13 protein-coding genes are annotated in these 14,304 nt (G+C 42.2%); 7 read left to right on the top strand and 6 right to left on the bottom strand.

The window, feature by feature from the left end:
- The first annotated feature begins 147 nt into the window (after nt 1-147).
- The gene (locus V7K55_RS04585; protein WP_334828660.1) at nt 148-963 is read left to right on the top strand and encodes a DUF1838 domain-containing protein; all 816 of its coding nucleotides are present in this window, start codon (nt 148-150) and stop codon (nt 961-963) included.
- Nucleotides 964-1,135: 172 nt separating this feature from the next.
- On the opposite strand, the gene glsA is transcribed toward V7K55_RS04585, so the two are convergent.
- Complete coding sequence (glsA, locus tag V7K55_RS04580) at nt 1,136-2,119, bottom strand: glutaminase A (RefSeq protein WP_334828658.1); 984 nt, start codon at nt 2,117-2,119, stop codon at nt 1,136-1,138.
- 895 nt (nt 2,120-3,014) lie between these two features.
- Here glsA and V7K55_RS04575 point away from each other — a divergent pair.
- From V7K55_RS04575 to V7K55_RS04550, 6 genes are all read left to right on the top strand, one after another.
- On the top strand, nt 3,015-4,130 hold the full coding sequence (locus V7K55_RS04575; protein WP_334828656.1) for a septal ring lytic transglycosylase RlpA family protein: 1,116 nt from the start codon (nt 3,015-3,017) through the stop codon (nt 4,128-4,130).
- Nucleotides 4,131-4,356: 226 nt separating this feature from the next.
- A complete protein-coding gene (locus V7K55_RS04570) occupies nt 4,357-5,964 on the top strand; it encodes a bifunctional pantoate--beta-alanine ligase/(d)CMP kinase (protein WP_334828654.1) in 1,608 nt (535 codons plus the stop codon).
- Between the two features lie 479 nt (nt 5,965-6,443).
- Nucleotides 6,444-7,046: a superoxide dismutase gene (locus V7K55_RS04565; RefSeq protein WP_334828652.1), complete on the top strand. Its 603-nt coding sequence runs from the start codon at nt 6,444-6,446 to the stop codon at nt 7,044-7,046.
- Nucleotides 7,047-7,434: 388 nt separating this feature from the next.
- On the top strand, nt 7,435-7,641 hold the full coding sequence (locus tag V7K55_RS04560) for a hypothetical protein (RefSeq protein ID WP_012412689.1): 207 nt from the start codon (nt 7,435-7,437) through the stop codon (nt 7,639-7,641).
- A gap of 62 nt (nt 7,642-7,703) precedes the next feature.
- Nucleotides 7,704-8,840 (top strand): AIR synthase related protein, encoded by a 1,137-nt coding sequence (locus V7K55_RS04555; RefSeq protein WP_334828649.1) that lies wholly within the window; start codon nt 7,704-7,706, stop codon nt 8,838-8,840.
- Nucleotides 8,841-9,322: 482 nt separating this feature from the next.
- Nucleotides 9,323-10,009: a PHP domain-containing protein gene (locus V7K55_RS04550; RefSeq protein ID WP_334828647.1), complete on the top strand. Its 687-nt coding sequence runs from the start codon at nt 9,323-9,325 to the stop codon at nt 10,007-10,009.
- A gap of 111 nt (nt 10,010-10,120) precedes the next feature.
- Here the strand turns inward: V7K55_RS04550 and V7K55_RS04545 are convergent, their stop codons facing one another.
- The 5 genes from V7K55_RS04545 to V7K55_RS04525 all read right to left on the bottom strand — a co-directional run bounded on the left by V7K55_RS04545 (nt 10,121) and on the right by V7K55_RS04525 (nt 14,200).
- Nucleotides 10,121-10,399 carry a hypothetical protein gene (locus tag V7K55_RS04545; protein WP_334828645.1) on the bottom strand — a complete coding sequence of 93 codons (279 nt, stop codon included), beginning with the start codon at nt 10,397-10,399 and terminating at the stop codon, nt 10,121-10,123.
- A 162-nt stretch (nt 10,400-10,561) separates the two neighbouring features.
- Nucleotides 10,562-11,335, bottom strand: a complete 774-nt coding sequence (locus tag V7K55_RS04540; RefSeq protein WP_334828643.1) for a hypothetical protein — start codon at nt 11,333-11,335, stop codon at nt 10,562-10,564.
- Between the two features lie 308 nt (nt 11,336-11,643).
- Nucleotides 11,644-12,051 (bottom strand): hypothetical protein, encoded by a 408-nt coding sequence (locus V7K55_RS04535; protein WP_334828668.1) that lies wholly within the window; start codon nt 12,049-12,051, stop codon nt 11,644-11,646.
- A gap of 189 nt (nt 12,052-12,240) precedes the next feature.
- The gene (locus V7K55_RS04530; protein WP_334828641.1) at nt 12,241-12,741 is read right to left on the bottom strand and encodes a hypothetical protein; all 501 of its coding nucleotides are present in this window, start codon (nt 12,739-12,741) and stop codon (nt 12,241-12,243) included.
- A gap of 358 nt (nt 12,742-13,099) precedes the next feature.
- Nucleotides 13,100-14,200, bottom strand: coding sequence for a D-alanine--D-alanine ligase family protein (locus V7K55_RS04525; RefSeq protein ID WP_334828639.1), 1,101 nt, complete (start codon nt 14,198-14,200; stop codon nt 13,100-13,102).
- Between the last annotated feature and the right edge of the window lie 104 nt (nt 14,201-14,304).

The raw sequence follows: 14,304 nt of genomic DNA, 5'->3' as shown, positions 1-14,304 counted from the left end.
ATCTCCTTTCTCTAAAAAAATAGTTATTTTGTACTACATTTTGATTTTCAAAATGGGGTTAATACTCTATTTATTTCAAAATGAGAATTGCTGCTTAAATGCTGATTAGCTTATCCTTTTGTTATCCAAACACTAAGGATGCTTTAGATGGTTGCCCAAATCCAAGAACTTGAAGCGCAGCACTGGGTTAAAACTCGTTCTTCCCTCGATCCTAGCGAATCCACCTTCCTGATGTGGAAAGGTAAAATCTACGCCTTTATCCCCGGCGAGAAAAGACAACTCCTGTTCAAGATGCTGGGATTGAGTGTTAGCCGATGTATTCCCACAGCAGAGGGTAGCTGGGATTTTACTTCTAGAGAACTGACTTACTACCTCAATCCAAAAACAGATGAAGTCTTACGCAAATGGGAGAATCCTTGGACAGGCGAGACAGTTCCGGTAATTCACGTTGCGAATAATCCAGTGCAGGGTACGTTTGAGGGAAATTTCCCTGCACAAGTAGACGGTGATAGCACAACCTTCGTTTTTGATATATTTCCCTATTATCCCAATCCCTTAGCAAGCGATCGCAAATTTGCCGAATATAGCCCAAATCCAATTTATCAGGCGGCCGAATTGTTTAAATTAACAGTACCAACCGCAGATTTATTCAACTCAGCCCTCTCTTCAGTTTCTGAACTCAAACTGAGTTGGGATCGCATTGGTCAATGGCTTCCCTGGATGAAAATGGGCGATCGCCCCGGTCAACTAATCTACAGTGCTGTTGGCAGCAAAGTCAAGGGTTTAACAGAACTACCCCCACTGCTGCAAGACGAAATTAACAACCGTATTCCTTTATATAAACAAGCCCCAAAAGCCTTGATAGATGGCGAAGATATGACTTCCTGGTTGTACTTTCAAAAGCACTTCCCAGCTTACTTGGCTGGTGAAATCTTCCCGCTTCCCCAAGCAGAAGAGTTGTAAAATAGTCTGTCAATATTGCTGAGGATGAAATTGGGCAAATAGTTGGTTTTGCTAATGGAGGTAAAGAGAGGACAGGCGATCGCATTTATCAGGGTGAACTGTAGGCTATCTATATATAGTATTGTTTGCGATCGCTAATAAATCTGAGATTGTTCAATCCAAAATCTAAAATCTAACATTCTTCTGCCTCATGACCGGAACAATCAAATAGATGTAATTTTAACCGTTGGGAAAGTTCTTCACACACCTTCACCCCGCGCACACTATTACCACGCACATCCAGCAGTGGCGAAAAAACTCCAATGCCCATCTTATTGGGTACAACAGCAATAATCCCGCCACAAATACCGCTTTTCGCCGGAATCCCAATTTTGTAAGCCCACTCACCTGCAAAGTTGTACATTCCACAGGTGTACATCACACTCAGAATATCTTTGATATAACGCTTATCTACCGCCTGTTCTTTGGTGATGGGATTAATACCTCTATTTGCCAAAGTAGCCGCCATCACTGCTAAGTCTTGGCAATTCACCATCACAGCACACTGTTGGAAATAAAGATCCAGCGACTCTTCAATATTCTGGTCAATCATGCCAAAGTTGAGCATCAGATGCGCCATTGCGCGGTTGCGATGTCCGGTACTGCGTTCTGAGGTAAAAACTGAAATGTCAACGAACACATCCCGGCCAATATATCGCTTGAACATTTCCAGCGTTCGGTTAAGACGTTCCGTTGGGCCAGAACCTTTAATTAAGCTGGTGGTGGCGATCGCTCCAGCGTTTACCATTGGATTATAAGGTCGCTTCGATTGCTCATCCAAAACAATCGCGTTGAATGCATCCCCTGTTGGTTCCACGCCAACTCTAGTTAAAACATAATCCAGTCCATGATCTTCTAAGGCAAGTCCATAAGCAAAGACTTTGGAAATAGACTGAATGGTAAAGAGTTGGTCATAATCACCAACTTTATAAATCTGACCATCTACTGTGACAATACAAATACTGAACAAATCCGGGTTTACCTTCGCCAGTTCTGGAATATATTTAGCTACTGTACCCTCCCGCAGTAACTTGTACTGGGAATGCAATTCCTTAAGAACAGCTAATAATGGCGATGAATCTATTTCTAAATCTCTTTGATTTACTTGGCTTGTCATCAGACTGATAGTATTCCCCAAAATACTCACTATATATAGTAGGGGTACAGCCGTACATACTTACAGCCGCGAAGATTTTGTCAAATACAGCTTGCTGTCAAAAATCATCCTTGAACAATTACTGATGTTTACAAGACTAAGCTGTTTCTTTTAATACATTTAATTTCTTCTGTCCGAGCGATCGCGAAGATTTCTTAATTTTTCCATCGTTAATCACAAAAAATATTAAGTTGAGTATACTTCTTTATTTTATACTCAGTAACACTGATATCAAGAGTTATATTTGTTATCTGTATCCGTCTAGTCATTGGGAATAAAAGTCATCATTAATCTAAGTAGAAAAAACATATTAAACTCAAACTAATTTGCCTAATTATTTCAGATGTAACTCTTATCACGACTTATTCATGGGGAAATCTAAATATTTAATTAAATAAGTGATTTTAAGTATTTATGCCGATGCTATTTAATTGAGGTTATATTACCTTCTTATAGGAAATAGTAAGAATAAATGTAATATATAATACACGCATAGTTGCGAGCCTTTAGAAGATAAATCAATAGGGTATCGTTGCTTTGGCTTGCAATAGGCGTAAAGTTTTTTTAAGAAATTTTCGACTTGCATAAAAAAGCGTTACATAGCCAAAGTCCGCCCTTGAGAAAGGTTTCACCCTTAAATTTGGAACTTTAATTTGATTAGGCTGTCGATAATTACGCTAAAACCCTGATCCCCAAGCTAAAAGGTTCGTGTTAGTCTGTTGCAGTTATAAAGAACAAAGTGAAAACGGAACGAGTTCGAGTTTTTCAGAAGGGAACTAACTTTCACTAATTCACTAGTGAAAAATCCCGCAATTTATAAAACTTAAGTTCTACAGTCGCTTTCAAAAACGGACGCATGAATCAAAGACATTTGTGGATTATTGTTGCCCTGTCTATGGCTGTTTTGGGCATACCTTCAGTCGGTTGTACTCAAACCACCACTCAAGCCACCAAGGGAAATGCGCTAGCTTCCCAAAAATCACCTACCCCTGAAGTGGTTAAGGTGGGAGAGTACCAATCCAGAGCAGGGAAACAAACCTTGGATGCTGTGATTACAGAAATTCATCCTCACAACATTAGAGGACGTAAGGCGGCAACCCTTTTTATCCGAAATATACCTGTTCTCACCTTTTTGAGTTCTGTATCAAATACGAATCTTGAAACTAAAAAAGTTGGTTCAATGGTCAATACTGGGGGCGTACAATTGTACGCCCTTATTGCTAGCAATTCATCAAATACATTGAATACTGGCAAATTAACAGATGTGAGTAACCAGATTAGCTCCGATGACAATGACCCGGTTCAGATAGCTGGTGTAATAGCAGCCAAGATCAACCAGTTGAATCGGGAAAATGTTGACGGCAGTAAGATTACCGTCAGTTGGAAAGCAGGGGAAAAATCTAATGCCAATCAAGCGCAAAACAAAAGCACTCCCCCCCAGCAAAATGGCGATCGCTATGTAATCAAAATTAATGGCGAAGAATTGGTCGAAATTAACGAAGGTACACGACTAGCAGGTACCACCAACAATCTGGCGCAAGATGCATTGCAAGCAACCAATCGCCTCCGAAGACTACTAGGCAATGCATCTCCCCTAAAAGAGATTGCGAATTTACCAGTCCGTCAACCAATATCAATACCAAAGCTGCCTCAACAAATTGCAGCCGGTGCAGTGCAAGCCACTTTGAGAGGTATGGCTTCTTTTTACGGCTATGACGGTTCTGGTACTCGTACTGCTAGCGGTCAGAGATTCAACCCAGAAGAAATGACTGCCGCCCATCGCAGTTTACCCTTTGGTACACAAGTGCGTGTAACCAACACCCGTAATGGTCGTTCTGTAGTGCTGCGGATTAATGACCGGGGCCCATACGTTCGGGGTCGAATCATTGACGTGTCTGCTGGCGCGGCTCGGATTTTAGGAATGATGGGCAGTGGCGTAGCACCAGTACATATTGAAGTATTGGGGAAATAATCTGGTGACTGGGGACTGGGGACTTGGGACTGGGAAGACAAGGAGAAGAACCATACCCAATACCCAATCCCTAATACCCAATCCCTAATACCCAATCCCTAATAACCAATCCCTAATAACCAATCCCAGTTCCGTATCACTTAATTCCCCTAGTTCAATCAACTCTTCCCTCTATTTCAGATATAAACTAGCGGGGGAGGGATCGATAAGAACTAGGGGTATTTTTGTGCGCCTGCTGACAACAGTCGCAGCTTTACGCTGCTATTTAACTAAACGCTCCTCAGAAAACAAGCTGATTGCGGTTACTGAGGATTTAAGACCAGATGAGATGACTGGCTGGTATCAGACGGCAGTTGGTTTAGTGCCAACGATGGGGAATTTGCATCAAGGTCATTTAAGCTTGATCCAACAGGCGCGGCAAGAAAATTCTACGGTGATTGTGAGTATTTTCGTTAATCCCCTGCAATTTGCTCCCAACGAGGATTATCAACGCTACCCTCGGACTTTAGAGCAAGACCAACAACTTTGCGAACAAGCTGGGGTTGATGCAATTTTTGCACCGAGTCCTGAAGAGATGGCAGTTCCCCAGAAGAGTATACAAGAATCAAAGGTTACACAAGTTATACCACCATCTGCTATGATGACAGGCTTGTGTGGTCGTTCTCGGCTGGGTCACTTTCAAGGTGTCGCAACGATTGTTACTAAGCTTTTCAACTTGGTACAGCCTGACCGTGCCTACTTTGGTCAAAAGGATGGTCAGCAACTGGCAATTATTAAACGCTTAGTAGCTGACTTGAATTTGCCAGTAGAAATTGTTGGTTGTCCAACAGTGCGGGAAGCGTCGGGTCTTGCCTTCAGTTCTCGCAATCAATATTTGACTGCAACGGCAAAAGAGCAAGCAGCAGCATTATATCGTGGCTTGCGACGGGCTGAAGCTGCGTTTCGGGCAGGCGATCGCAATAGCAACAAGTTGATAGCAGTGGTACAGCAAGAAGTGGCAATGGTCAGCACAATTTTAGTGGAATATATTGAATTAGTTGAACCGACTACGTTGATGTCTTTAGAAAAAGTTGAGGAGGAAGGAATGCTGGCGATCGCAGCTCGTCTTGGTGCTACACGTTTGATTGACAATACGATATTGCGCGATCGTCAACCCATTATCGCTATTGATGGCCCGGCTGGTGCTGGAAAATCCACAGTGGCGCGGCAAGTGGCAGCAAACCTGGGTTTAGTCTATTTAGATACAGGGGCAATGTACCGTGCTGTTACTTGGTTAGTAATGCAAAAGGGGATTGCCATTGATGATGAGTGTGCGATCGCTGAATTAACTAACCAGTCTAAAATTGAACTTACTCCTAACCAGGATTTACAATCGTCCGTGCGGGTTTGGATTAATGGTACTGATATTACCCAGGTAATTCGCACCACTGAGGTAACATCTCTTGTATCTGCGATCGCAGCCCAAAGCGCTGTCCGTCAAGCACTGGTTAAACAACAACAAAGCTGGGGTAAAAAAGGTGGTTTAGTCGCTGAAGGGCGAGACATTGGTACTCACGTGTTCCCCGATGCCGAAGTGAAAATCTTCTTAACCGCTTCTGTAAGTGAACGCGCCCGTCGCCGCCAGGAAGACTTTAACAAACAAGGTCAACCCGAAATCAATTTAGAGCAACTAGAACGGGATATTGCCGAGCGTGACTGGAAAGATAGTACCCGCAAAGTTTCACCTTTACAAAAAGCAGCAGATGCGATCGAAGTTCAAACCGATGGCTTGGATGTGTCTGAAGTCACGGCACAAATTATTAACTGTTACCAGCAGCGTTTATCTCAGTGTTAACTACCGCTATTCACTGTTAGCTTTTTAGTTTCAAAGGGTGGTGGGTGAGCGATTATTCACTTACCATCCTTTCAAATGAAATAGATAATTTAACTATTGATTCAAAATCAAGATCTATTCAAGAACTACTAGAATATTATTTTTGAAGTATTAAATTATCTCGCTTCCGACTGATTTTTGGTATTGCAATTAATCCTACTAAAGATAGAAGCATAAAGGCTTTAATTCCTAAATGCTAATTATTATATTGGCCTTTCGCTACGAGATATTAGCCATTTTTATTTATAATCGTGGATTTCTAGCGATTTGACTTATCACCCAAGTACTTTGTTTTCGTCTTCACTTTGGTAGTAGAATGACGATGTTAAGTTTTATGTTTCATCATTAAAGACATAAAACCTCAAAAATAAAAGCTGTTAATTTCCCAAGCTTCTGTAATAGCTTAAAACTTGAAACCGGTAAAGAGAGGATTAGACACAATGGCATTTGTACAGGCCCCACTACCCTTCGATATTAATGCTTTAGAGCCAAATGGCATGAAAGCTGAAACTTTCGAGTATCACTACGGTAAGCATCACAAAGCTTATGTAGACAACCTCAACAAGCTCACTGAAGGTACAGAACTTGCTGATAAGTCTCTAGAAGAGGTGATCAAAACTTCCTTCCAAGACTCCTCTAAGGCGGGAATCTTCAACAATGCTGCCCAAGTTTGGAACCACACCTTCTTCTGGAATTCCTTGAAACCAAAAGGTGGTGGCACACCCACTGGCGATCTTGCAGCCAAGATTGATAAAGATTTTGGTAGCTTCGATAAATTCAAGGAAGAGTTTTCTAACGCGGCTGCAACTCAATTCGGCAGTGGATGGTCTTGGCTGATTGATGATGGTGGTACGCTGAAGGTGATCAAAACACCAAATGCAGAAAACCCTCTAGCTCATGGTAAAAAGGCACTCCTAACCTTGGATGTTTGGGAACATGCCTACTATATTGACTATAGAAACGCTCGTCCAGCGTTCATCAAGAACTTCTTAGATAACTTGGCCAACTGGGACTTTGCTGCTGAAAACTTGGCTAAAGCTTAATTAATTGCTAGTTTGCCCTGGAGTGCTATGCCTCTTAGTCAGCTGCTCCATAAGTTAATTTACAAAAGTTGAAGCAAAAAGCCCACTAGAAAAAGGGAGAAATTCTTTTTAATTTCTCTCTTTTCTGTTTTTCAGCAGTGGGATGCGTATCGTCTGCATAAAAGTAGTAGCATGAAAATCAAAATTAGGACTTATGGATTGACAGAAAAGACCAGATATGAGTTATTTAAAAAACTATTTATTTTAGGGGCAATTCATGAATTGCCCCTACAACGCGGGTCTATGTTCCCATCAAAAAATGATTAATAAAAACCTGAAACCAAGTATTTACCTTATACACAACATGATTCTTTTGTACAGCGTGTAAGTCCTAAAAATATAAAACATTATGGATAGCAAAGAACTAGCGCAATACATCGAAGCAACGAATAGCATTACAAAACCTTGGGTATTGGTACAACTACGCCTCAAGAAATTGCAAGAGCGTCGAGCTACCCTGACAAATGATGTCTACACCAAAGAATTAGAAGATATTTACCAAGACTTGATGAATTTGGGTGAATGGTGGCGCGGTATTGAAGATGAGGTATTTTAAAGTGAAGAGTTATGAGTTTTCCTAACTTTTAACTCCTAACTCCTAACTTAAAACGCAACCTGATGGCTCAAGCTCTCGATCAAGTCGATTACGATACTCTCGATGCCGCAAAAAGACGCTTCATCGATGCTGCAAAACGCACACTTACCTTTGCAAGCGCCTATGGCACTGTCCCCGCATCGGGTCTTGGAGCAAGTGCTAACGCTTTCAGTTTCAACCTCGCTCCATTTATTCAAGCGGGCGCTCCAGAAATTTCTTTAACGCTTGTCCCTGAAGGACTAGGAACGGCAGACGATACCCGCCCTGACGACCTTTCCGAAGAAGAACTTCGGCGATTTTGGTGGAACATCGGGATCAAGATCATCTCGTGTCTGACAAACGATGCAGCAACTTCAGGGATGCAGACTCTACTTCTTGGTCTTTATCTGCCATCAAGTACTCCTGAAACAATCTTTACCCCTGCCTTTCTTGATGGGTTTCTGGATGGAGTCGTTGAGGGGTGCAAACGAGTGGGGTGTGTCTATCTCTCAGGGGAAACTCCTCAACTTAAAACTAAGATGATTCCAGGTCGGCTCGACATTGCAGGTTCGGTTTTTGGGGTTATGCCGCCTGGTGTCGCTTCGATTGATAGCTCGCGTCTAGATGCCGGAAATACTATTGTTCTCGTCGAGAGTTCTGGCCCCCATGAGAACGGCTTTACCCCACTGCGAAAGCTTGCTGAATCCCTTCCTGATGGGTATAGAACAAAGCTTCCAAGTGGGCAGGAGTTCTGGGAAGCGATGAATGCTGCTTCATATCTCTACACACCGCTTGTACAGGCGGTACTTGGCGAAGGAATTCGCCCCACAGCGATGGAGAATATCACCGGACATGGATGGCAAAAGCTGATGCGGTCGGTGAAGCCACTCCGATATGTTGTCGAAAGGATGCTCCCAGTACCGGAGATATTTAAGTTTGTCGAGGGTCATTTTGAGGGCGGGGCAGAAACGATGCTTTCGGTGTTCAATTACGGAGCCGGATTTGCATTTTATACAGAATCAGAGGAGGATGCAGAAAGGATTGTCATCCTCGCAAGAGAACATAAGTTAACGGCTGTGATTGCTGGAAAGGTTGAAGCCTCCCTTAGCCGCGAGGTGGTGGTACAACCCCTTGGGGTAACTTTGAAGGGGGATTCTTTTGGGATTGCGCGGGGAGTATAATCAGCCGCAAGCGTAGGCATAGCCCGTCGTAGACATCGCTAGTTTTTGAGAGCTATTATAAACTCACTCATGCGATGCCTGCGGCGGCTACGCCTACGCTAAATTTATTACTTGATTAAATAAAATTAGTGCAATTACTGAGCAATAGTTTTTTTTTGACACGTGATATCTATTTACATCTCAGGCTTATTAGAGAAAATTAGCCTCCTAAATCTCTTAAAATAAGTCATTTTGCACAAATAATATAAGTGTATTTACAAAGTTTTATACGTGATATTTATTGCTACTTATGTTCAAGGTAGTACATATTACCCATGACTACTGAGGTTAAGATTTGCTAACGTAGTCTTAACATATTGAAAAATTTGCTGAGAAAGCTGAGAAAGTAGCCACCAATACTAATTTACAGTGTTGGAAATTTCTCATCTGTAGATAGGGCATTTTAGTGTGTTAAAAATATATATTTTTATCCAGAGGGGGTTATGGCTATAAATTTGGCCCAGACTACTGCTTCAGCAGAACTTTTGAAGCAAGTATTCCAGAACATTGATGCATATACTTGTCCAAGGTTATTCAACTTTCACATGCACACTATCTACTCGGATGGTAGGTTAAAGCCGAGTGGATTGATGGAGCAGGCGATCGCAATTGGACTAAAAGGGTTAGCGATCACTGATCATCATGGCATTCTTGGCTATCAAGCGGCCCTTGCTTGGTTAGAAGATTGGAAGTGGAGTAATCCTGGTGCAACAACTCCTTATCTGTGGAGTGGCGTAGAAATCAATGCAAACCTTCTGGATATAGAAGTTCATATTTTGGCTTATGCTTTTGCTCCAGAACACTCTAGTATGAAACCCTATCTGCAAAGAAGGCCAACTACAGGCCAAGAATATCAGGCAAGTAACGTGATTGCCGCTATTCACGAAGCTGGAGGATTTGCAGTTCTGGCTCATCCAGCGCGTTACAAGCGATCGCATTTTGAGTTAATTCCAGCCGCATCCCAAAAAGGGATCGATGGCGTGGAAACTTTCTATGCCTACAACAACCCAAACCCTTGGAAACCCAGCATATTGGAATCAGAACAAGTGCAAAAGCTGGCTGATGAATACTTTCTTTTCAATACCTGTGGTACTGATACCCACGGTTTGAGCCTGCTACAACGCTTGTAAAGATGAATCAATTTTTTTTAAATCTCCTGGTTCAATCCGCCAGGAGGTTATCTTTTCTGAGGCAGCCAATAATTCTTCATATATATGCAATTGGCAAAGATTAGTTATGAACTATTCGGTAAAATAATATGAAATGCTAAATATAAATATTGCTAAGAGAACAGGAATAATTTGACTAAAGTCTATTCGCTTTTTTTCAACTATTTCTAAACAAGATATCGGAATCATCAGAGGCCAGAAGAGAGTTGTCACCATAAACATCACAACAGATAAAAATTTATCTTCTGGAGTGGAAACAGGATGACGTAGAGAAAATATTAACCAATTGCTAAAAAAATAGCCTGTCATTAACAGATAACCAAGAGTTAAAGTCAGTTGTATCTGATTCATTGTGAGTACTCCTGAAGTTTTGTGAGTTCACTATAGCCTTTCCTGTTCTAGTTAGGTACACACCTCAATAATCCCCTTTGGAGAAACTTTTTAAGTTTTGGATGATGAATATTCAATACCATCATCCAAAATTTAAAGTTCAGTTAGCTATGAAAGTAATAATTAAGCAGTCTTAAAAAATCGAATAATTTCGCGGACATGATCGAGAAATTGCCCGTCGGTAGAAAGTTGCGCGATCGCAGTTCGGGCTTCTCTTGCCAAACGCTCATGTTCAGTTTGATTTGTCGCCCGTAATTCCTCAAAATTAGCTGCAATTCTGGCTAAATCTCTGCGAGTCTCTTCAGCAAAGCGTTGTTGAGTTGCAGATAAGGAATAGGGTTGTTCGGGGTTGAGTTGATCTTCCAACGACTGGATTTTTTGTTCCAATATCGAGAAGCGATCGCGCAGTTCAACAATATCTTCGCGCGGATACTTCCATTCTTGGCGAATCATCGCTAACCGTGCATATAAATACTCATAAGCTCGAATAGCTGGACGCAGAATCGTTAATAATAAAGCTGCGCCAGAACTTATATACCCAACCGTACTAATACCAGTGGCAGCAAGGGTATAAAGACCAACGGTTGAGAATAAGTGGAAAGCAATGGCAATCCAGAGCGATCGCTTCGCTAACAATGTGACATACTTCACTTGTTTCTCATCGACTGGAATTCCTTTCTCAGTTGATTGTGCCGCTTCTGCTAAGACTTCTTTGGCTTGAAAATGCACATTCCACGGTACGGTAACAATTACTAACAGCCACCAAAAACTTGCACCACCAATTACCCAATCAAGAAAATTACCAGCAGGGATGTGCAACCATTGGAGTAAGCCAAAAGCCGCTAGCACCACAACCACAATTCCAGCGATGGAACTGATGAAAAAGTTAATATACATTTTGCCCTGTCTCCGGTGAAACCATCATCTCGATCGTGACTGTATCCCAGCAGTTATACGGAAATGCTTGTGATGGTTTTTCTATTTGCACACACTATTTTTTGGATGATATGGCGGTTCTCAGTTGAGTGAGGTAAAGAACCCCACCCCCAACCCCCTTTCCGCAAGCGATGAGGGGGCTATGATGTCACTCATGGATTGGGAAACGCTATATAGCTACGCCAATTAGGTTGAGTATCTTTGCTACCGTTTTGTTGGAAAGTACCAACAGCCATGATTGTGATGGTTTTTCTATTTGCACATACCAGCTATTGAATGAGATAACTACGCCAAATTGATGGAGTATTTTTACTACCTTTTTGTGGAATTAGCGATCGCCAAGTTTTACCTTCTTGCTGAATTTGCAAGTAAATGTCAAAGGGTTGTTTTGGTTGCGTCAAACTCCGTTTTGGTAGCTTGAGAATCAAATCGTAAGTTCCCCCAACGCGGAAAGCTGGTAAATTTTCAATGGTTAGGGGTTGTTGCTGGGTAATGGATAGCCGCTTGATTTCAAATCCTTGAAAATCTAGATCCAACTGTTGGCTAAGTTTTTGTTGAGTTTGCTCTAGCCCAAGTGCGATCGCTTTTTGCACTAACTCGCTAGTTGGTAGCAGTCCAATACTGCCGCAAGCTGTCACTAGCACCAGCAATATTGCCGTCAAAACTAACCGCACTATGTTATTCACTGCCTAATCTGATATTTTCTTCTTTATCAGTTTAACCGGACGAACTGCTACTTTTTTTGCATCGAGTAACTAAGTATTATGCTATATAAATGCTAGATATATAATTAGTAAAGGCACGATAGAACCGTGCCCTAATTCGCAAAAAGTATTATTTTGAAAGGTTTTTGCTTTACAGGAAATTTAATACTGACGTAAAATTGCAGACAACGAACTATCTTTACGAAGATCCATCAAGTCTGCCAAAGAATCTGGGCGCGTATCCAAGTGGTGTTTGTGTTCTGCTGGTAGAACCGTAACTAGATGTTTTGCTTTCGGTTGCATCTGCATCATCGGCATCGTCATCAGTTGTGGCTGTGGCACAAAAATTGGCTGGTTCTTGGGAAGGCGTGGTTCCAATTTTTGGTAATTGCTCTGTGCCAAGCGTACCTGATGGCGGTTAACCAGTTTTTGGACTTTTTGCGGTTGCTTTTTCCGGTTGAGCACTTTGAAAATGAGCAAGGAACCACCACCACAACTGAGGACGATCGCAGCCACCATCCATAAAGGCGTAGGATTGCTATTCTCAGAGGGTACACTGATTGGTTCTTCAACGATAACTGGGATTTTTTCTGGTTCTTCTTGTGCTATCGGCCCAGCATTGCCTAAGCTATACACGGCAAAAGCACCACCTCCTAAAAACATGGCTAAACACCCAGTTAATAATAGCCAAGGATGGTGTGCAACCAGATATATCAGAACATTCGAGCTTTGTTTTAATCTCGATTTCCTGTTTGTCAGCTCTGGAGTAGCCCTTCTGAGTCGGGTTGGCTCGCGCTGTACACTCTGACTTTTTTCCATGATTACTTTCAGATTTGTACCCCTCTAGTCAATAAATTGTACTGGAGGAGTCAAGCATCAGGTATCCGTAACAAAATTTCCGATTCCAGTAGCTTTTTTGTAAAACAGAGGCTACCAAATCCAGCTAACTTTTGTCAAAATTGTGTATTTCTTGTGACTTCTTGCCCTAATAATCTGAAATTAGTTTGCTTATTTTCTGCCGTCAGCTAGGAGAATGCCTTTCAAGAGCAAGTTGAATTAAGCGATCGACTAATTCTGGAAAGGAGACTCCACTATGGGCCCAGAGTTGGGGATACATGCTCGTCGCTGTAAAGCCTGGCAACGTATTGATTTCGTTAATTAAAACTTCTTGTGTCGCTTCCACATAGAAGAAATCTACCCTTGCTAATCCCGCAGCGTCAACAGCTGCAAAGGCTTGCAAAGCCATGTCCTGAATTTTACGGGCGATCGCATCTGGAATCGATGCCGGAATCAGTAAATCTGCCCGACCATCTGTATATTTAGTTTCATAATCATAAAAATCGCTGTCATAACTAATCTCTCCAATGACAGAGGCTTCGGGTCGATCGTTTCCTAAAACGGCACACTCAACTTCCCTGGCGACGACACCAGCTTCGACAACCAGTCTTCGATCGTAACTGGCAGCATTATCTAAAGCGGCTTCTAATTCTTGGCGCGATCGCACTTTGGCAATTCCCACTGATGAACCCAAATTAGCGGGCTTGACAAAAGCGGGATAACCTAATGCTGCCTCAATTTCATCACATAGTTTCGGAAATACGCAAGGATTAGACCAAACTTGCGCTCTAGTTATCGCCTTATATTTTACCTGTGGTAGTCCGGCTTGCTCAAAGGCAATTTTCATGGCAATTTTATCCATTCCCATTGCCGAACCTAACACCCCAGAACCAACAAAGGGGATTTGCATCAAAGTTAGTAAGCCTTGAATTGTTCCATCTTCACCGTTGGGGCCGTGGAGAATGGGAAACCAAACATCCACTTGGGCAACTTGAGAGGGAGATTGCCACTTGCTTAAGGTTTGGGCTTGAGGGTTGGATGTCAGATTTCCTTCGGAAGTTGATTGTTCAGATTCCAGTAACGGATTGCCAGTTCCTAAAACCTTTTGGGGTGCTTCTCCTGCTAGCCAGCGGCCATCTTTTTGGATGTAAAAAGGCAGTATTTCGTACTTACTAGCATTTTGCTCTGCACTTAAGGCTTTAGCGATCGCCTGTGCTGATTTGATTGAAACTTCATGTTCTCCCGAACGACCGCCAAACAGTAACCCCACGCGCAGCTTAGTCATTTTCGGTTCCTCCACACTTCTCAAGCAGATAGCGTATCACAACCTACAAAAATTGCCATATTTTTCTAGATTATTTTATTGCCCCTTGCCCCCAATTGAAGCAA

Source organism: Nostoc sp. (assembly GCF_036919895.1).
Classification (GTDB): Bacteria; Cyanobacteriota; Cyanobacteriia; order Cyanobacteriales; family Nostocaceae; genus Nostoc.
Note: the sequence above shows the minus strand (reverse complement) of the source record. Positions and strands in the feature narration are given on the sequence as shown.

Excerpts from the sequence above, each read along its gene's own strand:
- V7K55_RS04565 (WP_334828652.1), top strand. The coding sequence starts at position 6,444 with ATGGCATTTGTACAGGCCCCACTACCCTTCGATATTAATGCTTTAGAG.
- V7K55_RS04550 (WP_334828647.1), top strand. The coding sequence starts at position 9,323 with ATGGCTATAAATTTGGCCCAGACTACTGCTTCAGCAGAACTTTTGAAG.
- V7K55_RS04525 (WP_334828639.1), bottom strand. The coding sequence starts at position 14,200 with ATGACTAAGCTGCGCGTGGGGTTACTGTTTGGCGGTCGTTCGGGAGAA.
- V7K55_RS04555 (WP_334828649.1), top strand. The coding sequence starts at position 7,704 with ATGGCTCAAGCTCTCGATCAAGTCGATTACGATACTCTCGATGCCGCA.
- glsA (WP_334828658.1), bottom strand. The coding sequence starts at position 2,119 with ATGACAAGCCAAGTAAATCAAAGAGATTTAGAAATAGATTCATCGCCA.
- V7K55_RS04545 (WP_334828645.1), bottom strand. The coding sequence starts at position 10,399 with ATGAATCAGATACAACTGACTTTAACTCTTGGTTATCTGTTAATGACA.
- V7K55_RS04560 (WP_012412689.1), top strand. The coding sequence starts at position 7,435 with ATGGATAGCAAAGAACTAGCGCAATACATCGAAGCAACGAATAGCATT.
- V7K55_RS04530 (WP_334828641.1), bottom strand. The coding sequence starts at position 12,741 with ATGTTTTTAGGAGGTGGTGCTTTTGCCGTGTATAGCTTAGGCAATGCT.
- V7K55_RS04575 (WP_334828656.1), top strand. The coding sequence starts at position 3,015 with ATGAATCAAAGACATTTGTGGATTATTGTTGCCCTGTCTATGGCTGTT.
- V7K55_RS04585 (WP_334828660.1), top strand. The coding sequence starts at position 148 with ATGGTTGCCCAAATCCAAGAACTTGAAGCGCAGCACTGGGTTAAAACT.
- V7K55_RS04540 (WP_334828643.1), bottom strand. The coding sequence starts at position 11,335 with ATGTATATTAACTTTTTCATCAGTTCCATCGCTGGAATTGTGGTTGTG.